The sequence below is a fragment of the Cumulibacter manganitolerans genome, from assembly GCF_009602465.1.
GTDB classification, from domain to species: domain Bacteria; phylum Actinomycetota; class Actinomycetes; order Mycobacteriales; family Antricoccaceae; genus Cumulibacter; species Cumulibacter manganitolerans.
The window spans coordinates 1-20,035 of record NZ_WBKP01000056.1; the positions used below are offsets into that span (position 1 = coordinate 1).

At 72.5% G+C, this 20,035-nt stretch carries 13 protein-coding genes; 10 read left to right on the plus strand and 3 right to left on the minus strand.

Annotated elements, in window-relative coordinates; all coding sequences use genetic code 11:
* Window positions 1-468: 468 nt before the first annotated feature.
* Genes F8A92_RS15620 through F8A92_RS15625 form a run of 3 tightly spaced genes read right to left on the minus strand, consistent with a single transcriptional unit; the run spans window position 469 to window position 8,530 of the window.
* Window positions 469-4,278: a hypothetical protein gene (locus F8A92_RS15620; RefSeq protein WP_153506103.1), complete on the minus strand. Its 3,810-nt coding sequence runs from the start codon at window positions 4,276-4,278 to the stop codon at window positions 469-471.
* A 15-nt stretch (window positions 4,279-4,293) separates the two neighbouring features.
* Window positions 4,294-4,515, minus strand: coding sequence for a hypothetical protein (locus F8A92_RS18675; RefSeq protein WP_194291539.1), 222 nt, complete (start codon window positions 4,513-4,515; stop codon window positions 4,294-4,296).
* Window positions 4,439-8,530, minus strand: coding sequence for a hypothetical protein (locus F8A92_RS15625; RefSeq protein WP_153506104.1), 4,092 nt, complete (start codon window positions 8,528-8,530; stop codon window positions 4,439-4,441). The genes F8A92_RS18675 and F8A92_RS15625 overlap by 77 nt, the downstream gene beginning before the upstream one ends.
* A gap of 154 nt (window positions 8,531-8,684) precedes the next feature.
* Between F8A92_RS15625 and F8A92_RS15630 the strand changes: the two genes are divergently transcribed.
* The 10 genes from F8A92_RS15630 to F8A92_RS15675 all read left to right on the plus strand — a co-directional run bounded on the left by F8A92_RS15630 (window position 8,685) and on the right by F8A92_RS15675 (window position 19,736).
* Window positions 8,685-9,443, plus strand: coding sequence for an LGFP repeat-containing protein (locus F8A92_RS15630; RefSeq protein WP_153506105.1), 759 nt, complete (start codon window positions 8,685-8,687; stop codon window positions 9,441-9,443).
* 693 nt (window positions 9,444-10,136) lie between these two features.
* On the plus strand, window positions 10,137-11,327 hold the full coding sequence (locus F8A92_RS15635; protein WP_153506106.1) for an acyl-CoA dehydrogenase family protein: 1,191 nt from the start codon (window positions 10,137-10,139) through the stop codon (window positions 11,325-11,327).
* A 21-nt stretch (window positions 11,328-11,348) separates the two neighbouring features.
* A complete protein-coding gene (locus tag F8A92_RS15640) occupies window positions 11,349-12,434 on the plus strand; it encodes an acyl-CoA dehydrogenase family protein (protein ID WP_153506107.1) in 1,086 nt (361 codons plus the stop codon).
* A gap of 157 nt (window positions 12,435-12,591) precedes the next feature.
* Window positions 12,592-14,079, plus strand: a complete 1,488-nt coding sequence (locus tag F8A92_RS15645; protein WP_228389494.1) for an aldehyde dehydrogenase — start codon at window positions 12,592-12,594, stop codon at window positions 14,077-14,079.
* An 8-nt stretch (window positions 14,080-14,087) separates the two neighbouring features.
* A complete protein-coding gene (locus tag F8A92_RS15650; protein ID WP_153506108.1) occupies window positions 14,088-15,008 on the plus strand; it encodes an NAD(P)-dependent oxidoreductase in 921 nt (306 codons plus the stop codon).
* Window positions 15,005-15,802, plus strand: a complete 798-nt coding sequence (locus F8A92_RS15655) for an N-acyl homoserine lactonase family protein (RefSeq protein ID WP_194291540.1) — start codon at window positions 15,005-15,007, stop codon at window positions 15,800-15,802. Before F8A92_RS15650 ends, F8A92_RS15655 begins: the two co-directional genes overlap by 4 nt.
* Window positions 15,799-17,247, plus strand: a complete 1,449-nt coding sequence (gene tcuA, locus F8A92_RS15660) for an FAD-dependent tricarballylate dehydrogenase TcuA (RefSeq protein WP_153506110.1) — start codon at window positions 15,799-15,801, stop codon at window positions 17,245-17,247. The genes F8A92_RS15655 and tcuA overlap by 4 nt, the downstream gene beginning before the upstream one ends.
* A 64-nt stretch (window positions 17,248-17,311) precedes the next feature.
* A complete protein-coding gene (locus F8A92_RS15665) occupies window positions 17,312-17,926 on the plus strand; it encodes a TetR/AcrR family transcriptional regulator (RefSeq protein WP_153506111.1) in 615 nt (204 codons plus the stop codon).
* Between the two features lie 5 nt (window positions 17,927-17,931).
* Entirely contained in the window at window positions 17,932-18,681 is a 750-nt protein-coding gene (locus F8A92_RS15670; RefSeq protein ID WP_228389495.1) for a maleylpyruvate isomerase family mycothiol-dependent enzyme, read from the plus strand.
* 137 nt (window positions 18,682-18,818) lie between these two features.
* Window positions 18,819-19,736 (plus strand): hypothetical protein, encoded by a 918-nt coding sequence (locus tag F8A92_RS15675; RefSeq protein ID WP_153506113.1) that lies wholly within the window; start codon window positions 18,819-18,821, stop codon window positions 19,734-19,736.
* Window positions 19,737-20,035: the final 299 nt, after the last annotated feature.

The following is a 20,035-nucleotide window of genomic DNA, read 5'->3' on the forward strand; positions in this document are numbered from 1 at the left end:
ATCACCCACGCCCGCCGCCACCACCCGGCCAGCCCGGCCACACCGACAGGCCAGCCGCCCCTCGTGAAACATCGAGGCTAGCGGCTCGGCTCGCTCGACGACCGTGTGGGGCGCTCGGCGATCGTTTGAGGAGCGGGTGCGGCGAACTGTCGACTTCCGGCGTCTCGACGTCGCCTCGCCTAGCGGCTCGGCTCGCTCGACGACCAAGGTGGGGACCTCGATGACCAGGGTGGGCTCGACGACCAAGGTGGGGACCTCGACGACCAAGGTGGGGACCTCGATGACCAGGGTGGGCTCGACGACCGCGGGGCGCCACAACACGGTCGTCGAGCGAGCGAGGAACGAGCGACGTCGAGACGACGCAAGCCGGCATTCGATCGCACCACGTCTCGACGTCGCCTCCGCTGGCGCTCCGGCTCGCTCGACGACCGTTGGCTGCTACGGCGCAGTGCAGCATCACAAGACCGGTCACTCTGACAGGGGCAGGGGGATGACGTCGAGGTAGACGGTGCGTTCGGCGAGCTCGTCGGCGGCGTCCAGCAGCTCGTCGGCGCGGGGGCCGAGGTCCTCGGTCTCGCGGACGACGACCCGCAGCCGGTCACCCGTCTGCGGCAGCGGCAGAACCGGCAGCGGCGCGTTGGTCGTCCCAGACACCACCGCGCCCGGGACGCGCGTCCAGGCCGGGAACACCGGCGCCGCGCTACCCAGCGCAGTGAGGCCCCAACCCACGTCGCCTGCCCTCGCGACGGCAGCGCCGCCCGGCCCCGCGGCACCACCGAGTCCAGCGGCAGCGCCACCCGGCACCCCGGCAGCGCCACCCGATCCCGCGGCGGCGCCGCCGGGTCCCTCGTCAGGGCTGGCTGGGCCAGCGGCGTCGGGGAGGGTGCCGGTGGCGCGTTCGAGGACGGCGGTGACGCGGTTCGGCCGGGTGCCCACGCGGCTCAGCCCGGACAGCGTCAGCTGGACCCCCGCTGCATCGGCGATCACCTCGAGCCGGCGATCCGGCAGCACCGGCACCATGTCGGTGCGCACGATCGTCGACAGCTGCAGCCCGTCGAGGCTCTGCCGCTGGAAACGCGCGATCGCGAGATGCGCGAACGGCGCGTACGACGCCGCCGCCGCAGCGGGCAGCTCGATGTCGGCGAACGGGCTGCCCTCGTGGAACGACACCGGGTATGGCAGTACGCGGACGACGTCCCCGGTCTCCACCAGCGGCACGCTGAGCGGGTCGACCTCGCCGGCGAAGGACGCCTCGTCGGCGAGCGCCTTCGGCGCCGTGGTCGGGTGGATCGGGTCGCGGTTGAACCACGACACCAGCGGCCGCACCTGGTCAGGTATGTCGTCCTCCGTGCCCGGCCAGACGATCACCGCCACGCACTCCCCCTCACCGGTGGTGAACCACGGCCGCCCGAGATGCACCCGCAACCGCCCGGCCGCCCGGGTACGGACCAGCGCGCCTGCCCCCGGCGCCTCGGAGAAGGCGAAGGCCGGCACGGTCGAGGTGATCACCGGCGGCGCGGGCCGCGCGGTCGACTTGATCAGCACCGGCGGCAGCTTGGACTCGACGCGGAACAGCTCCTCGGAGTCGTCCGGATCGAAGCAGTCCCGGTAGCGGCTCACCGCCGTCGCGGTGTAGTCGACCATCCGGTGCTTGGTGTCGCCGAACTCCTGCCGCAGCTCGCGCAGCCGGTCGGCACCGTAGGTCACCGCGACCGGCGGCAGCGGCGCCGACCGCGTGGTGCCCTCGGGCGCGTCGTCCCACTCCGTCCACGACGCCCGCAGCTCGAGCTGCGCGGTGCTCTGCGTGTGGATGCCGAGCACCGCGTCGTGCGGCTCGAGCACCACATGCGTCGCGCCCGGCGTGCGGACCGGCGTGAGGGTCCCGGTCGGCGCGGCACGCGGCTGGCGGACGGCGTGCACCAGCTCGATGCGGGTGGCGGGCGTGATGAGCGGATGCCGGCCGGTGATGGTGGCGGTGTCGGCATCTGGCGCGTTCGCCAGGGTGGTGATCGCGAACTGGCTGAGGTTCCCCTGCAGCACGCTCGACGACAGCTCAGTGACCACTCGCTGCCCCGGTGGCACGGTGACGAACGCGGTCGCCGCCGGGTCCGTCCGCGCGTCGACGCCGGGCGGCGACGGGTCCCAGTGGAAGCCGATCTCGTCGTCCGCGCCGCCGGGCACCAGCCGGATCCGCTTCTCCTCGTGGTCGGGCCACGCACCGCCCCACGGCCGGGCCTCGGTGTCGATCGCGGCGATGCCGCCGGGCTCGGGCATCAGGGTGATGGCCGCGCCGAGGGCCAGCGGGTCGGGCAGCGCGCCGCGCGGCGAGGGCAGGCTGGCGCGGATCATCCGATCGAGCCCGGTCTGGTCCGCCGGCAGGAGCGCGTGCTGCTCGGCAATCTGGAAGGTGGTCGGCGGCGCCACGATCGTCCGGGCATCGTTGGCCGGATACCGCAGGTCGCCGGCGAACGGCGCCGCGGTGAATGCGCCGTCCGGTCCGGGCTCGGAGCGGACCACGAGACGCTCGGGCGTCCCGCCGGGACCCAGCGGCCCGAGGTCGACCTTCAGCCGGTCGGGATGGTGCGGGTCGGGCACCAGCAACCCGTCGGGCTGCAGCACCGCCGGCGGCGGCACCGGCTCGTAGCGCACGTACGGCACCTCCCGGGTGGGCTCGGTGGAGGCCGCCGCGTCGTCGAGCTCGAGGCCACCGCCGGCGACGTCCACCACGCGCGCCCGCAGCTGGTAGGTCCGACCGAACTGCAGCTCGGGCAGCGAGCCCTTCGGGATCTCGTATCGCGCCGCGAACTGGTACGGGATGAGCTCCTCGGCGCGGTCCGTCGCCACGTCGAGCGGCTGACGGCCGACCGGTGGTCGCGGCAGCGACAGGCTCCAGCCGCTCCACCGCGCCACCACCTCGTCGGTGTGCACGCCATCCGGACCGCGCACCGCCGCGAACGGCTTGAGATGCCCCTCCTCGTCGACGCTGGGCTCGTCGCCGACGGGTTGCCCGTCGAGGGTGTACGTCGCGCGCCGCGCGTGCAGTGAGAACCAGTCCTCGGTCTTCTGCGGCCGGACGTCGATGCGGTAGCCGAGCACCAGGTCGTCGGCGTCGAGGACCCGGCCGGCCAGCGACGGTGCCCGCGCCGCACCCCGTCCGCGAGCGGTGCGGGTCGCGAGCTGCTGGGCACGCCCGATGCGCGCGATCTGCAGCCCCGCCGAGCGCAGTGTCGGCAGGCTCGCGCGCGCCGGCAAGTCCGCAGCCGTCGTCAGGCTCCCGCCCTCCGGTGGGCTCCCGGCAGCCGGCAGGTTTCCAGGCGCTGCCGGACTTGCTGGGATCGGCCCGCCACCGGGTGCCGGTGGGGCCGCGGGCGCATCAGTGGGCGGCTGCTCGCCGGCGAGCACCACCCGCGCGGCCTCCCGCAGCCGGCCGACCGCTCCGTCGACGTCCACGGTGAGGACCGTCCACTTCGCGCTGTCCGAGAGGTCGACGACCCCACGCTTGATGTCACCGCTGGACGCCGGCAGGAAGTGCCGGCCGTCGAACTCGTACGCCGTCCACGGCGACTCGACGGCGACCGGCGACTCCGGCCAGCGCACCCTGACCTGCGGCCGGTCGGCGCCGCCGCTCCGCGGCAGCAGCGCCGGGTCGATCTCCAGCTCGAGGATCAGCCCGAGCATCCGCAGCACGTAGGGGTGCTCGCGCAGCAGGCTCACCGCGCGGTGGAAGTCGACCTTCTCGAACACCGGCGCGTCGCCGACCCGAGCCCGTGCTGCCGCTGGGGCGCGCCAGTCGGCGAGCGCCTCCCGCACCACCGTTTCGTCCCCCGGCTTGCGGGCCGCCTGCCGGTAGGTCGCCTCGATGCTTGCCGCGTCGCTCAGCGTCGGGCGCACGGTCGGCGCGTCGTAGCCCTCCGGCGGCTGCCAGGGCCGGACCCCCAGGCCGTGCCCGGTCAGCGACCGCCAGGTGTCGCTGCGCGCGAGGCGCCGCAACGTTGCCGCGATCGGCTGCGGGGTCGCGCCCGCGAGCGGGTCGGCGCCCGGCGGCGGGTGGGCGCCCGGTAGCGGGTCGGCGTCCGGGCTGTGCCGAATCTCGACGACCGGCTGTGCCGCGTTGATCGTCGCCGGCCAGTCCTCCAACGCGGTGCCGGCGAGCTCCTCGGACAGCCGCGGCACGATCAGCACCCGCAGCAGCGCCACCTCCCGGGCCGCCGCACCGGCGTCCGTCACCCGCAGCACCCGCCCGCCGGGTACCGCGATCCATCCGAGGCTGCTGGGCATGCTGTCCCCCGTTCCTCAGGCCGGCTGCTCGGCGAACGCCGAGCGGTAGCGCAGCCAGTCGTCGAGCAGCGCGACCCGGTCGCTCTCGTCCAGCAGCGGCGCGCGACCGTCGGCGTCGGGGGTGATGGCGCGGCGCATCGGCGAGTCCTCACCGTGCGCGTCACCGCCGGCGATCACCCACCGGCCGCTGTCGATCTCGACGGAGTCGCTGAACAGCGTCAGGTCGATCTCCAGCACCAGCGTCGCCCGGCCGGCCATCTCGTTGGTCTGGTCGTCGTAGGTCAGCTCGACGAGGATCTCGACGCTCACCGTGACCAGTCCCAGCACGCTGAGGCTGCCGCCGAACCGGAGGTAGCCGGTGAGCGCGAACCGGTCGGCGTCCTTGATCATCCGGATCCCGCCGAGCGCGTGCACCTCGCCGCGGGCGACGACGAAGTCGACGGCGACCGACGCCCCGAACTCGAGCGCCAGCTCGAGGCGCCGCAGACCCCCCTTGTCGATCGCGAGGTCGACGTACCCGCCCCCGCCGAAGACCAGCACGCTGAGCAGGAACGGCTTCTCTCGGCTGGCGAAGCCCAGAGACAGCGTCACCGGGCGCTCGTCGAACGGGACGTCGAGGCCGCCGTGGAAGACCAGACCGGTGAGCTGGAAGGCGCCGGTGGCGACGTCCGGCACCGGCAGCGCGTACGACGCCGCGATGCCGCTCGAGGAGGCGGTGATCTGCGGGGCGGCGTCGCCGAGGCCGACCGCCTTCTGCAGGGCCTTCAGCAGCTTCAGCAGCCCGAAGAACTCGGCGGTGACGCCGTGCAGCTGCAGGTCCGGCGCCGCGCCGCTGCGCTGAGTGAACACGATCTTCTCGATGCCGACCTCGATGAGCTTGGTCTCGGGGTTGCGGTCGGGGCAGCGCGAGCGCGATCTGGTCGAGGGTGCAGGTCACCTCCTGGCCGGCCGCACCGATCGTCACGGTCAGCGTGAGCCTGGACGCCGGGTTCGTCACGAACGACCCGGAGGCGGTGGCCAGCGGGATGCCTGTCGGGGTGGGCGGGACGACGGGGGTTCCCGGGTCGGTGGGCGGCGTGATGCGAGGCCAGGTGAGCGTGACGACCGGCGTTCCGGCGTCGGAGAGGTGGTGCAGGATCGCCGGCGGGTCGCGCAGCGCGGGGCGGTCGATCAGGTCGGCGAGGGAGTAGCCGAGCAGCGTGGCGCCCTCGGCGAGGATTCGCTTCGGGTCGAGCACGCCCCCTGCGGCGTCCAGCAGCGCGTCGGCGCTCACCGGGCCGTAGGTGCGCGAGAGCCCGTCGGCGACGATGTCCGGGGCGAGGATCCCGCCGCTGCGCGAGGAGTCCTTGGCGAAGTCGGTCGCCAGCTTCGCCGCGCCGTCGGGGATCCGGAACGGCACGTCGGTCGCGGCGTCGCCGTCGAGGAACGGACGGCTGTACGCGAACCGCAGCGGCTGCTCCTGCCCGAGCAGCGCCCGCACCGACGGCAACACGGTCTCGAACGCCCAGCGCTCCGCCGCCGGCGCACCCTGCTCGGCGTCCAGGACGGCGGCACCCAGCCGCGGCCGGAACCCGCCCGCGCGCGGCTCGCCGGCCAGATGCAGCCGGCGGACTTCGTGGACGTCGCCGTCCTTCGGCTCGCTCGCGCGCACTAGGTCGATCCGGGCACCGCCGGCATCCACGTCACCGGCGTCCGTACCGCCGTCCCCGGCCTCGCGGTACGCCGCCACCCGCTCGAGCACGCCACCGTCGTCCAGCGAGGACCACGGGTCCTGCAACAGCCCGCCCGGCAGCCGGATGTCGGCGACGAAGACGACCGGCACCAGCACGTGCACGTCGCCGAGGAGACCGCCGAGCCGGACCGGAAACCGCAAGGCGGGCGCATCGGCGCCGGGGCGCGGCACGAAGAACACGTTCACCACGACCGCTGCGGCGTCCGCCAACGCGGCGATCTTCTCCAGGAAGCTGTCCCTGAACAGCATCATCCCCAGGCATGCCTCGGCGGCGGACTGCCGCGTCCCCGACTCCGGGTCCTCCGGGTCGAGCAGGTCACCGGCGGTGGGGTCGGTCCCCTCGGCGAGCGCCTCGAGGCGGGTGCTGCCGTCGTCCATGTCGCCGAGCAGCCGGTTGCGCATCTTCGTCGCCTCGAAGTCGGCCTGCGCCGCTGCCTGCTCGAGCTGCTCTGCCTCGGGCGTCGGGAAGTCCTTGGTCTTCCACTCCGCGGCGACGCCCTCGTACGCGGTCCGCTCGATCTCGACCTCATCGAACGGGAACGCCTCGTGGCCGCCGTCCCGCCGCACCGGCTCGATCACCCGCAGCGTCGTCGCCTTGCGCAGGTGCGCGACGGCGCCGTCCACCCCGGAGGCGAAGACCCGCTCGGTGACCTCGACGAACTCGGCGCGATGCCCGAACGGGTACAGCACGCCCTCGGTCGCGACCCGCACGCGCCGGTCGCGGCCGAGCGCCGCCGTGTGCTCCCACGAGAAGCCCTCCCACGCACCGGCTGCCTGCAGCGACCCACCCAGCGCGCTGAGCGAGAGCCGGTCGATGCGCGCGGTCGGTGCCTCCCGGACGATGCGACCGCGGTCGCCGCGCTCCAGCGGCAGCGCGAACGGGTCGGTCGGCCGCGCCGTGAGCGCCCGCAGGACGAGAGCACCCGGCGTGCCGGTGGCGATCGTGGTCTGCCACAGGCCGCCCGCGCCGGCGTTGCCGAGCGCGACGCCGGCCGGATGGGACACCTCGATCGGTGACCCGTCCTCGGTGTGCGGCGAGAAGAGCAGACCGTACGGGATCTCGAGGACGGTCTTCGGATCGCCCACGCCGGTGCCCGGCACCAGGTGACCGGACCGCGCCGCATCGAGCAGGCCGTCGACGGTGAGGGGCACGCGAGTACCGGCCTGTAGCGAGACGACGACCTGGCTGGTGCCGGCGAGGGCGGCGCCCCAGGTCGGGATGCCGCCGGTCTGCTCGAGGGGCAGCCCCGGGACAGCGGGTCCGCCAGCAGGGACGACCTCCTCCCCCACGTGCTGCGGCGGGAAGACCAGCGTGAGCTCGGCGCCCGCGCGGGCGACCAGCTCCGGAGGTGGACCGGCCTGGAGGTCGAGGTCGCTCCAGCGCGCGCCGAGCAGCACGAGGTCGGACGGGCGCACCAGCAGCACGTCCGGCGCCACGGGCGACGGCAGCGGCGGTCCCGGCGGCGGCTCCGGCTCGGTCGGGACGAGCGTGGTGTCGATCCAGGCGCCGGCGACCGGCTCCCCCATGCCTTGCGCCGGATTGTTGTGGAAGATCCACTGCACGAAGGTGCCGTCGCGCTGACGCGTCAGCACCTCGACCTGGTCGTCGATCAGCGACCACGCTGCGAACGACCGTACGTCGCTGCGCATGTCGCTGAGACCGCTCCAGCGCGGCGGCTGCAGGATCCAGCGCAGCAGGTCGCCGGTCGTCGAGAGCCCGAACAGCATCAGCCGATCCACCCCGAATGAGACGAGCCTCAGGGAGTCGGTCACCGCGACCGGCGTACCGCCCGGACCGACGAGGTTCAGCACCAGCTCCTGATCGAACCACCGCGTGCCGTTCCACCCCCAGTGCACGGGGACGCCGTCCGACCGGGGGGCGAAGACGTCCAGCCGCGTCGGCTCGTACGCCGCCGCGGTCGGCCGACCGAGGCTGCCGGTTGCCGGGCGCGTCTCGCGACGCCAGGCACCGTTCTCGTTGATCCAGTGCACCAGCTCGTCGCCACCGTCCGCCGAGAACAGATCGAGCACTCCCGGGCCCCGGCGTACCGCCGTGAAGTCACCGGACGCTCCGGCGACCGGTTCGGGAGTGCTCCACCCGTCGGCCGTGAGCTGCCAGCGGCGCACCGTGCCATCCAGGCGCGCGGCGAACACCTGCAGGCTGCCGTCGTCGTCCCGGACGACCACCGGGTCGTGCAAGCACCAGCCCGGCAAGTCGACCTTCACGGGTGGTCCCAGCGGCGCCAGCCCGGGGGCGCCGTCCCACTGCCAGTCGACCAGGCCACCGCCGTTGCGGCCGATCAGGTGCAGCGCCGTGCTCGAGCCGCTGCTCGCCCAGGTGGCGATCGGCTCGGAGGTGAAGCCGCCGGCGATCGTTTCGGGGCCGAAGAGCACGCCGTCGGCGTCCCGCCAGTAGTGCTCGACGGTGCCGGAGTCGGTGCGCACGAACGCGTCAAACGTGCCGATGTCGAACGGCGCGACCGTGATCCAGTGCCGCAGCGCAGTCCTGTCGAAGTCCATCGCAGTGTCCGATCCGTGCGAGCCACCGCGCTTGGCGGTCGCCGCGTGCAACGGCTGAATCCCCGATATCGCCTCAGTGTGAGCCGGCAGCCGGCGTCCAACTACCGGGGTTGTGCGGGTTGTCGACCGCGATGACCAGGAGTGATGATGGATCATGGACTTCGAATCGCCTCGATTCGCCGAGGACCAGCTGCTCCTCGACATCCTGAACGACCCCGACACCGGGCAGCTGAAGTTCGGCCCCGGAAGCCCCGCCGCGAGCGTGACCACTCTCCAGCAGGCGGTCTGGGACCTGTCCTGGGTGGCCGCCGTCGACCCGCAGATCCACAACGCCGACTTCGTCATCGGCACCTACGGACCGATCACCCAGCGCACGGTCACGAAGTACAAGGACCACTACGGCATCCACTTCCCCCCGGACGACCCGAACGGGTTCGTCGACGCGTTCGCCGGGCCGCGGACGTTCCGCAAGCTCGATGGGCACTGCGTGAACCTGGACGCCGGGATCGGCGCGATCCTGCACAAGTTCTTCGAGCTCGCCGACTCCGGCATGGCCATCACGCTGCCGACCACCGACGATCCGCAGGCGCCGATGACCAAGCCGGTGCCGGGCACCCAAGGCACCGTCCGCCAGGTCTTCCTGGACGACGATGACGACGGGCATATCTACTTCCGGCGCGAGACCGGCGCCTTCCTCTTGCGCGGCGACCTCGACCAGCACTACCGCGACGTGGAGGGCGGACCCGCGGGGCCGTTCGGCTTCCCGACCGCCGACCAGGTCGACGCCGGCGACGGCACCGGCTTCGCGTCGTTCGAGGGCGGCACGATGACCGTCGACCTCACCACCGGCGCGGTCAACGCCCAGCCCGACGGCACGACGGTCGACTTCGGCGACCCCGACCGCTGCTTCTGACGGCTCCGGCGGCTCGACGACCGTGAGGGGATGCCGGTTGCCCGAAGATCGCGCGAAGGTCACCGCGTCTCGACGTCGCCTCGCCTAGCGGCTCGGCTCGCTCGACGACCGTGTTGGGGGCTCGACGACCCTGTGCGGCGCTCGCCGACCGTGTGGGGGCTCGACGACCCTGTGCGGCGCTCGCCGACCGTGCTGAGGTGCGCGACGAGCGGGTGGGCGCGCTCGGCGACCGTGGGGGGCTCGACGACCGCGTGGCGGTGCGCGGCAACCGTCGAACCACCAACGGTCGTCGAGCGAGCGAGGAACGAGCGACGTCGAGACGCCGCATGCCGACACTCGACCGCACCACGTCTCGACGTCGCCTCGCCTAGCGGCTCGGCTCGCTCGACGACCGTGGGGGGGCGCTCGACGACCGGTGGGGCTCGACGACCGTGCGAGGGTGCGCGACGAGCGTGTGGGCGCTCGACGACCGTGCGGGGGTGCGCGACGAGCGTGAAGGAGGCGCGCATGACCGGGGTCGTCCCCGGTTACGGGCGGTGATTGACAAATTGAGCGCTCACCCCAAAAATCAGCCGTATCCCGAACGTGTTCTCATAGTGGGAGCACCGTGCCGTTTCGGCGCGGGAAGGCCCTGTCGCACGGCACGCACGGCGCGGGGAGCACGGTTCCGAACCGCAGGAAGGACACCACCACATGCCCGCAGACGAGTTCCGCGCCAAGGCCCTGGCCTGGCTCCAGGAGCACGCGACGCCGTTCACCGCGGAGGCCGCCGACCGCTTCGCGCCGACCCTGGATGAATCGAAGGCGTTCCAGAAGGGCCTCGCCGAGGCCGGCCTGGCCGGCATCACCTGGCCCACGGAGTACGGCGGCCAGGGCCTGGGCGAGGACGAGCTGATCGCGTTCAACGAGGTCTCCGCCGACTTCCTGATGCCCACCGGACCGTTCGTGATCGGCCTGGGCATGCCCGCGCCGACGATCCTCGAGCTCGGGACCGAGGAGCAGAAGAAGCGGCACATCCCCAAGATGCTCACCGGCGAGGAGATCTGGTGCCAGCTGTTCTCCGAGCCCAACGGCGGCTCGGACGTGGCCAGCCTGCAGACGACCGCGACCCGCACCGAGACCGGCAGCTGGCTGATCAACGGTCAGAAGGTCTGGACCTCGGGCGCGCAGTTCTCCGACTTCGGCGCGATCCTCGCGCGCACCGACCCGACGGTCCCGCGGCACGCGGGCATCACGATGTTCATCGTCGACATGCACCACCCGGGCGTCACCGTCCGGCCGCTGGTCGTCGCGACCGGTGACGCGCCGTTCAACGAGGTCTACTTCGACGACGTCGAGGTCCCGGCGGACGCCGTGATCGGGGAGGTCAACGCCGGCTGGGCCGCCGCCGTCGTCATGCTGCGCAACGAGCGGGTCACCATCGGCGCCCGCGGCCGCGCGCGCAACAACCCGCTCGGCTTCGACACGCTGCGCGAGATCGCCTCAGACGTCGGCACCAGCGACGATCCCGGCGTACGCCGCAAGCTCGCAATGGTCTACGCCCGCGAGACCGCGGCCGCCGCGTTCGGCCGCGTGCTGCACGAAGGCGCGCTGTCCGGCGAGCCGATCGGCGCCCGGGGCTCGGTCGGCAAGCTCGCCGGCGCCGAGTTCGGCCTGTGGGCCAGCGACGCGGCGGAGGAGATCGTCGGGCAGGATATCGCCCTGCTGTCCGGCAAGTCCGCGAAGGTCGCCAAGATGATCCTCGCCGGGCCGGGGTCGGCGACCGCCGGCGGATCGAACGAGATCCAGCGCAACATCATCGCCGAGCGCGTCCTCGGCCTGCCGAAGGATCCCGGCGCGGCCGATCGCAAGACGCCGTTCAACCAACTCAAGCTGTCCAAGTGACCTGCGGCCAAGGAGCTATTAGTGACACTCATCGATAACCCCGACCAGAAGGACCTGGCCGACGCGGTCCGCAAGCTCGTCAGCGCCCGCTCCCCGTTGAGCAAGGTGCGCGCGGTGGCGCTGTCCGACGCGCCGTACGACGCCGACGTCTGGCGCCAGGTCTGCAGCCTCGGCCTGCCTGGCCTGGCGATCCCCGAGCAGTACGGCGGCGCCGACGGCACGTGGGCCGACCTGTTCGTCGGGCTGCGTGAGCTCGGCGCCGGCCTGGTCCAGACTCCCCTGCTCGCCTCCAGCGTGCTCGCCGCGGGCGCGCTGCTGGCCGGCGACGACGAGGACGCGAAGTCGACCTGGCTGCCGAAGATCGCCGAGGGCAAGGCCATCGGCGCGCTGGCCATCAGCGAGGAGGGCGACGCCACCTGGGGCGCGCAGCCGGCCGGGGTCACCGCGACTGACGGCACGCTCAGCGGCACCAAGGTCGCCGTCCTCGGCGGCGCCGAGGCCGACGTGCTCATCGTGCACGCCTCCGACGGGTTCTACCTGGTGGAGACCGACCAGCCCGGCGTGACCGTCACCCGCGAGGAGGTCCTCGACCTCACCCGCAGCGTCGCGACGGTGACCCTGGACGGCGCGTCGGGACGGCTGCTGGCCGGCGACGCGGGCGCCGTCCTCGACCGGGTGATCGACCTGGCCAACGTCGCCCTGGCGGCCGAGCAGTCCGGCGCCATCACGACGTGCATCAAGATCACCACCGAGTACGCCAACATCCGCTACAGCTTCGGCCTGCCGATCGGCGCCTACCAGGGCGTCAAGCACAAGCTCGCCGACGACTACACCGAGTGGTGCCTGGTCGACGCCTCGGTGCGGACCGCGGGCGAGGCGCTGACCACCGGCTCGTCGGAGGTCTCGGTCGCCGCGGCGGCGGCGCGGGTGCTCGCCTCCCCGGCGTACACCCGGGCGGCGAAGAACATGATGCTGCTGCACGGCGGCATCGGCTTCACCTGGGAGCACGACGCGCACCTGTTCTACCGCAACGCGGTGGCCGGGAACGTGCTGCTCGGGGGCCCGCTGTTCCAGCAGGACCGGCTGGCCGACAAGCTCGGCGTCTGACCGACCGGCCGCATCGCGCCGACCGCCTGTGCCGAAGCGGGCTTCGTGGGTCGGAGCGGGGGAATTCCCCCGCTTTGACCGGCGAAGCCCGCTTTTGCGTGATCAAAGACGGCGCGCGCGGTAACGTCGCACGAGTCCACACCGACCGAGGAGTCGTATGGCCGACAGCCCGTACGAAGCACGCATGCTCATCGGCGGGGCGCGCCCGCCCGTCGACGAGGACCGCGCCATCGACGTGCACTCGCCGCTGACCGGGGCCCGCATCGCGGTCATCTCCGACGCGAGCGCCGGGCAGGTGCACGACGCCGTGGGCGCCGCCCAGGCGGCGTACGACGAGACCTGGCGGACGACGAACGGCGCCGAGCGGGCGCAGCTGATGCACCGCTTCGCCGACCTGCTCGACGAGCACGCGACCGCGATCGGCGAGCTGGAATCCCGCGACAACGGCAAGCTCGTCCGCGAGACGACGTCCCAGGCCCGCTTCGCCGCCCGCAACTACCGGTTCTTCGCCGGCCTGGCCGACAAGCTGCACGGCCGGACGATCCCGCTGGACCAGTGGGAGACGTTCGACTACACGACGCGCGAGAGCGTCGGCGTCGCGGCGCTGATCACCGCGTGGAACTCCCCCATGCAGCTGCTGGCCAACAAGCTCGCGCCCGCGCTGGCCGCCGGCTGCACGACCGTGGTCAAGCCGAGCGAGGTCGCGCCGCTGAGCACCGTCTACATCGCCGAGCTGCTCGAGGAGGCCGGCTTCCCGCCCGGCGTGGTCAACATCGTCACCGGCGGACCCGCGGCCGGCGAGGCGCTCGTCACCGATCCGCGGCTGGGCCGCATCAGCTTCACCGGCTCGGTGCCGGTCGGGCAGCAGATCGCCCGGCTGGCCGCCCAGAACCTCACCCCGGTGACCCTCGAGCTTGGCGGGAAGTCGGCGAACATCGTGTTCGAGGACGCCGACCTCGACCGCGCCGTCGTCGGCGCGGTGGCGGGGATCTTCGCCGCCGGCGGCCAGACCTGCATCGCCGGAAGCCGCCTGCTGGTGCACGAGTCGATCGCGCAGGAGATCGAGCAGCGGGTGAGCCGGCGGGCGGGCGAGATCGTGCTCGGCGACCCGACGGACGCCGCGACGAACCTCGGCCCGGTCGCCTCGAAGGCGCAGCAGGACCGGATCACCGCGATGATCGCGGCCGCCCGCGAGTCCGGTGCCCGCCTCGCCTCCGGCGGCGGCACGCCGCGGCCACCGGGGCTGGCGGACGGCTACTTCGTCGAACCGACGGTGTTCGCCGACGTCCCACCCGACTCGCAGCTGGCCAACGAGGAGGTCTTCGGGCCGGTGCTGGCGATGACGACGTTCGCCGACGAGCAGGAGGCGATCCGGATCGCGAACGGAACCCGGTTCGGCCTGGCCGCGGGGATCTGGACCCAGGACCTGTCCCGGGCGCACCGCGTCGCGCGCGAGCTCGTCTGCGGCACCGTCTGGGTCAACACCTACCGCCAGAGCGCCGCGCAGGCGCCGTTCGGCGGCGTGAAGCTCTCCGGCTACGGCCGCGAGCGCGGCGTCGAGGCGATCGACGAGTACCTGCGCACCAAGAACGTGCTGATCGACCTCTCCGACGAAGTGCGCGATCCCTTCCAGATCAAGACGTAAGGACCTCGATGAGCGACCGACGACGGGTAGGACTCTGCGGCCTCGGGCAGATGGGCATCGAGATCGCCCGGCGGCTGGCCGCGTCGTACGACGTGATCGCCAGCGACCCGAGCGCCGAGCGGCGCGACCTGGCGGCGCAGATCGCCGGTATCACCGTGATCGCGTCCCTCGATGACCTCGACGGCGTGGACGTCGTCGTCCTGTCGCTGCCCACCCCGGCCATCAGCCGGTCGTGCTGCGGGCAGCTGAGCGGCCTGCTGCCCGCGGGCGGTCTGGTCATCGAGACGAGCACGGTGCTTCCGGACGACACCCGCGCGTGCGCCGGAATCCTTGCGCAGCAAGGAATCCGGTTCATCGAGGCGGCGGTGCTCTCCGGCGTCCAGCAGATGGCCGGCGGGGCGGCGACGCTGCTGGTCGGCGGGGACGAGCCGGACGTGGCCGACGCCCGGGAGGTCCTCGAGGCGATCGCGCCGCGGATCGAGACCTACGGCGCCGTCGGCACCGGGATGGCCGCCAAGGTCGTGAACAACGGTGTCGCGCACGCCGTGATGGTGGTGCTCATCGAGGCGTTCGCGATGGCGAAGGCACAAGGGATCGACCTCGCGCAGCTCGCCGCGATCTTCGCCCGTCCGGACGGCGGGCTGATCCGGCCGCTCACGCACCGCGTGATGGAACGGGTGGCGACGGGCGACTTCGAGGGCGGCATGCCGATGGACGCCGCCCGCAAGGACTCGACCCTGGCGCTCGCGCTCGGCCAGGCCAGCGGCGTCCCGCTGTTCGCGACCCAGGCCGCGCAGAGCGTCTACGACCTGGCGCTCGCGCAGGGACTCGACCGCTCGGACTACTCGGCGATCGCCACCCTGTGGGAGGACTGGTCACAGCTGAGCCTGCGATTCGATGCGGTGAACGCGAAGGAGGACCACCGGTGAGTGAGCGGCTGGAGGGCGTCTTCGCGCTGCGCTACGCGCGCCGTACGGCGTCCAAGAAGGGCGAGCACTTCTACGGCTACAGCGACGACTGCACCGAGGACTACCCGATCGACTACTTCGTCTGGGTGATCAGCCGGCCGGACGACGTCGTGGTCGTGGACGCCGGCTTCACCCGCGCCGCGGCGGAGGAACGCGGCGGACGGGACTACTTCGGCGACCCTGACGAGCTGCTCGGGCTTCTCGGGATCACGCCGGAGGACGTGTCCACGCTGATCCTCACGCACCTGCACTACGACCACTCGGGGCACGTGGCCGCCTACCAGAACGCGCGGGTCTGGGTGCAGCGCGCCGAGCTGGAGTTCTGGCACCTGCCGCTCGTGCGCTCGCGCGGCGGCTACCCGCACCTGCACACCCGCGAGGACATCGAGCTGCTCGACCGGCTGCGTAACGACGGCCGCGTGCAGCTGCTCGAGGGCGATGCCCGGATCGACGACGACATCTCGGTGCACCTCGTCGGCGGCCACACCCCGGGGATGACCGTCGTGCGGGTCCGGCGTCCGGACGGCGTCATCGTGCTCGCCAGCGACGCGAGCCACTTCTACGAGAACTTCGAGCAGGACAAGCCCTACGGCATCGTGCACGAGCTACCGGCGATGTACACCGCCTTCGACCGGCTCCGCGAGCTCGCCGGGGAGGACGGCGTGATCGTGCCCGGGCATGACCCGCAAGTGGCACAGCGCCACGAGGTGCTGCACGACCCCCGCGTGATCCGGCTCGGGCAGGTGGCCCGATGAGCGCGGTGGACGTCGTCGTCGTCGGCGGCGGCAACGCCGGGTTCTGCGCGGCGCACGCCGCCGCGCAGCGCGGCCGCCGCGTCCTGCTGCTGGAGAAGGCGCCCCAGGCGGAGGCCGGCGGCAACAGCTACTACACCGCGGGCGCGACCCGGATGGTCCACGACGGGCTGAGCGACCTGCTCGACATCGTCGAGCCCGATGAGCGTCACCAGCGCGCCGAGGTCCCGCCGTACTCCGCCGCCGACTTCCTGGCCGATCTGGAGAAGGTCACCGAGGGCCGCGGCGACAAGGAGCTGGCGCGGGTCGTCGTCGGCGAGTCGCGCGACACCGTCCGGTGGCTGCACGACCTCGGCCTGCGGTACCGGCTGATGTACGAGCGGCAGGCCTACGAGCGCCCGGACGGCAGCTATCTGTTCTGGGGCGGTCTGCATGTCGGGAACGTCGACGGCGGGGTCGGGCTGATGGCCGACCACGTCCGCGTCGCTGCCGAGCTCGGGATCGAGGTGCGCTACGCCGCCCCCGTGTCCGGTCTGCTGAGCGAGGACGGCGCGGTCGTCGGCGTACGGGTCGGCGACGAGGAGATCCGCGCCGCGTCGGTGGTGCTGGCCGCGGGCGGCTTCGAGGCCGATCCGCAGCTGCGCAGCGAGTACCTCGGCGACGGCTGGCAGAACGCGAAGGTCCGCGGTACGCCGTACAACACCGGCGAGGTGATCCGCGCGGCGCTGGAGATCGGCGCCGGCCGCGGCGGCGACTGGTCGACCTGCCACAGCGTGCAGTGGGACGCCTCCTACCCGCAGAACGAGAGCAACCGCGAGCTGACCAACCGGCTGACCCGGCAGAGCTACCCGCTGGGGATCATCGTCAACCGCGAGGGCCGTCGGTTCCTGGACGAGGGCGCCGACTTCCGCAACTACACGTACGCCAAGTACGGCAAGGTCATCCTCGAGCAGCCCGGATCGATCGCGTACCAGCTGTTCGACGCGACGCTGCGGCCGATGCTGCGCGCCGAGGAGTACGACATGCCCGGCATCGCACCGCTGGTCGCGGGCTCGATCGACGAGCTCGCCGCGGCGATGGACGTCGACGCGGCCGCGCTGGCCGGCACGATCGCCGGCTTCAACGCCTCGATCGACGACAGCCACCCGCTCGACCCGACCATCAAGGACGGTCGCCGTGCCGCGACCGACCCGGTGAAGAGCAACTGGGCCTCGGCGATCGCCACGCCGCCGTTCTACGCCTACCCGGTGACCTGCGGGATCACCTTCACCTTCGGCGGCCTGCGCGGCGACACGCACGGTCGGGTGCTGACCGACTCGGGCACCGTGATCGACGGGCTGTACGCGTGCGGCGAGGCGCTCGGCGGCCTGTTCAGCGGCAACTACCCCGGCGGCTCCGGGCTGACCGCCGGCATGGTCATCGGCCGCCGCGCCGGTTCCCTCGCGTAACCGCTCCGCACTCTGCGTGCCGACCTGTTGACTGTCCTCCCGTCGCGGAGGACAGTAACTAACTGTGTTAGACGAGCCTATTCGCGATAGACGTAGCGAACGCCGTTCGGCCACTCGGCAGGAGATTCTCGCCGCGGCGTGGCAGATCGCCCGACGGGAGGGCATCGCCGCGGTCACGCTGCGGGAAGTCGCGGCGGCGGTCGGCATGCGAGCGCCGTCGCTGTACTCTCACTTCCCCTCGAAGAACGCCATCTTCGGCGCGATGTTCGCCGAGTCGTGGCAGGCGATGATCGAGGCCGTCCACGGCCGGCCGAGCGCTCACCAGTCACCACGGCGGACGATCCTCGCCCACGCGGAGACCTACTTCGACTTCGCGACGTCCGACCTGGCCCGCTACCAGCTGATGAACCAGCGCACCATCCCGGACTTCGAGCCCTCCGAGGAGGAGTACGCCGTCGCGCTGGCCGCGTACGACACCATGCGCGCGGCCCTGGCCGCGCACGGCATCACGAGGCAGGCCGACCTCGATCTGTTCACCGCCCTGCTGGCCGGTGTGTGTGATCAGGCGCTGGCCAACGACCCGGGCGGCACGCGCTGGCGCAGCCAGCTCCCCCGGGTGATCGACATGTTCGCCGACGAGGTCGGCCTCGCCGGGCCACGACTACGGGAGGCATCGTGAACACGATGACCGGGCTGCGGATGCCCACGAACGACCGCGAGACCGCGATGCGGCTCGCTGCTGACGAGTACGGGAGATTCGTCGAGCTGCTGCAGGACCTACCGCCCGACGCGTGGCGGCGCCCGACGGTGTGCGACGGCTGGGACGTGCACGCGATGGTCGCGCACTGCGTGGGCATGACGCAGATGGCCGGTTCGCTCTGGCAGCAGGCTCGCCAGAACGTCACGGCCACCGCGCGGGCGCGGCGCTCGGGTCGCGAGGCGATCGACGAGCTCACCGCGCTGCAGGTGCAAGAGCACACCGGCGCCGAGCCCGCGGCGCTCATCAGGGCGATGCAGCGCTACGGCCCTCGGGCGGCGCGGGGACGCCGCCGTACTCCGGCCTGGGTCCGCACGCGGCCGCTGCCCGGCACGCAGGTCGTCGGATCGCAGCGGGAACGCTGGTCCCTGGGCTACCTGATCGACACGATCCTCACGCGCGACCCGTGGCTGCACCGCGCGGACATCGTCGAGGCCACCGGCGTCGCGCACCGGCTGACCGCCGAGCACGACGGGCTGATCCTCGGCGACGTCGTCCGCGAGTGGGCGCTACGGCACGGACAGCCCTTCGAGCTCACCCTCACCGGCCCGGCCGGCGGCCACTGGTCCTCCGGCGACGGCGCGGAACCACTGCATCTCGACGCGATCGACTTCTGCCGCACACTGTCCGGGCGCCGCCCCGGTAGCGGGCTGCTCGCGGTCGCCGTGCCGTTCTGAGGGAGCCCTCACCTCCCGGGACGGCGCCCCGATCCGCTGACGTCGATGACGGCGCCCGCACGACGCTTTGGATGACGGCGGAACAACCTACCGCGGCTTCACGTTGTTCCCCTAGACGCCACGTACGAAAGGACGTCATGGAGATCCTCCTGATCATCGGCATCATCCTGCTCGCGGTTCTGCTGTTCAGCGGCAACCAGCAACGAGGTGGCGGTGCCCGCGGCGCCTTCGGCGGGGGCGGCCGGTCGGCCTTCGGTGGTCGCGGCGGTGCCCGGCTGTCGCTGGAGGACGAGAAAGCCGAGGCCCGCCGGTGGATCGACCGGCTCGGCGGCCAGGTGCTGAACCTGCAGGGCACGGACACCGCCTCGAAGCAGGCGATGAGCGACGCCTCCGAGCGGTTCAACGCCGCCGGCTCGCAGATCGAGCAGGCGCAGACGCCGCGCCAGGCCCAGCTGGCCAAGGAGACCGCCCTCGAGGGGCTGTACTACGTGCGCGCCGCGCGGATCGCGATGGGCCTGGACCCGGGCCCGGAGCTGCCGAAGGACACCGAGCGCGAGCGGGCCGGCAAGGTCACCGAGGAGCGGCACGTCGACGTCGACGGCCGCGAGTACGACCTGTCCCCCGACGCCTCCGGCCGTACGCCGTACTACTACCCCGGCGGCCGCGTCGCCGGCCGCCCGGTGCCGCAGGGCTGGTACAGCGAGCCGTGGTGGGCGGGCGCGCTGACCACGGGCGTGTGGGCCATGGGCTCGATGATGATGTTCAACGCGATGTTTCTCGGCATGTCCGGCATCGCCAGCGCCGCCGCCTGGGAGCAGGGCTACGACGCCGGCCAGGAGTCCGGCGACGGCGGTGACTCGGGTGACGGCGGCGACGGCGGCGATTCCGGGGACGGTGGCGACGGCGGCGGGGACTACGGCGATTCCGGTGGTGACTACGGCGACGCCGGGGGCGACTACGGCGGCGGAGACTACGGCTTCGGCGGCGGCGACTTCGGCGGTGGCGGCTTCGGCGGCGGCGACTTCGGCGGCGACTTCGGCGGCTTCGACTTCTAGCCCCCGGTCCTGGCACAGTCGTCGAGCGAGCCCGGTCCCGGCACGGTCGTCGAGCGAGCCGGGTCCTGGCACGGTCGTCGAGCGAGCCCAGTCCTGCGCGGTCGTCGAGCGAGCCGGAGCCGCTAGCCTCGGGATTTCACGTGGTCGGGGGTGAGTACGGCGTGTAAAGCACGGAAGTGCCTGTCTGGCGCGGGATTCTTGGGTTGCTGAAGCTCAAGGTCCATCACGCAGAGAGGCACTCCGTAGGTGAAGCGTAGCCGTGTTCCGAATCTGGTCCTTGATCCCGTCCGCGAGTCGCT

What these genes read in the sequence shown, in the direction of transcription:
- F8A92_RS15620 (WP_153506103.1), bottom strand. Translation starts at nt 4,278, where the DNA reads ATGCCCAGCAGCCTCGGATGGATCGCGGTACCCGGCGGGCGGGTGCTG.
- F8A92_RS15625 (WP_153506104.1), bottom strand. Translation starts at nt 8,530, where the DNA reads ATGGACTTCGACAGGACTGCGCTGCGGCACTGGATCACGGTCGCGCCG.
- F8A92_RS15630 (WP_153506105.1), top strand. Translation starts at nt 8,685, where the DNA reads ATGGACTTCGAATCGCCTCGATTCGCCGAGGACCAGCTGCTCCTCGAC.
- F8A92_RS15635 (WP_153506106.1), top strand. Translation starts at nt 10,137, where the DNA reads ATGCCCGCAGACGAGTTCCGCGCCAAGGCCCTGGCCTGGCTCCAGGAG.
- F8A92_RS15645 (WP_228389494.1), top strand. Translation starts at nt 12,592, where the DNA reads ATGGCCGACAGCCCGTACGAAGCACGCATGCTCATCGGCGGGGCGCGC.
- F8A92_RS15650 (WP_153506108.1), top strand. Translation starts at nt 14,088, where the DNA reads ATGAGCGACCGACGACGGGTAGGACTCTGCGGCCTCGGGCAGATGGGC.
- tcuA (WP_153506110.1), top strand. Translation starts at nt 15,799, where the DNA reads ATGAGCGCGGTGGACGTCGTCGTCGTCGGCGGCGGCAACGCCGGGTTC.
- F8A92_RS15670 (WP_228389495.1), top strand. Translation starts at nt 17,932, where the DNA reads ATGACCGGGCTGCGGATGCCCACGAACGACCGCGAGACCGCGATGCGG.
- F8A92_RS15675 (WP_153506113.1), top strand. Translation starts at nt 18,819, where the DNA reads ATGGAGATCCTCCTGATCATCGGCATCATCCTGCTCGCGGTTCTGCTG.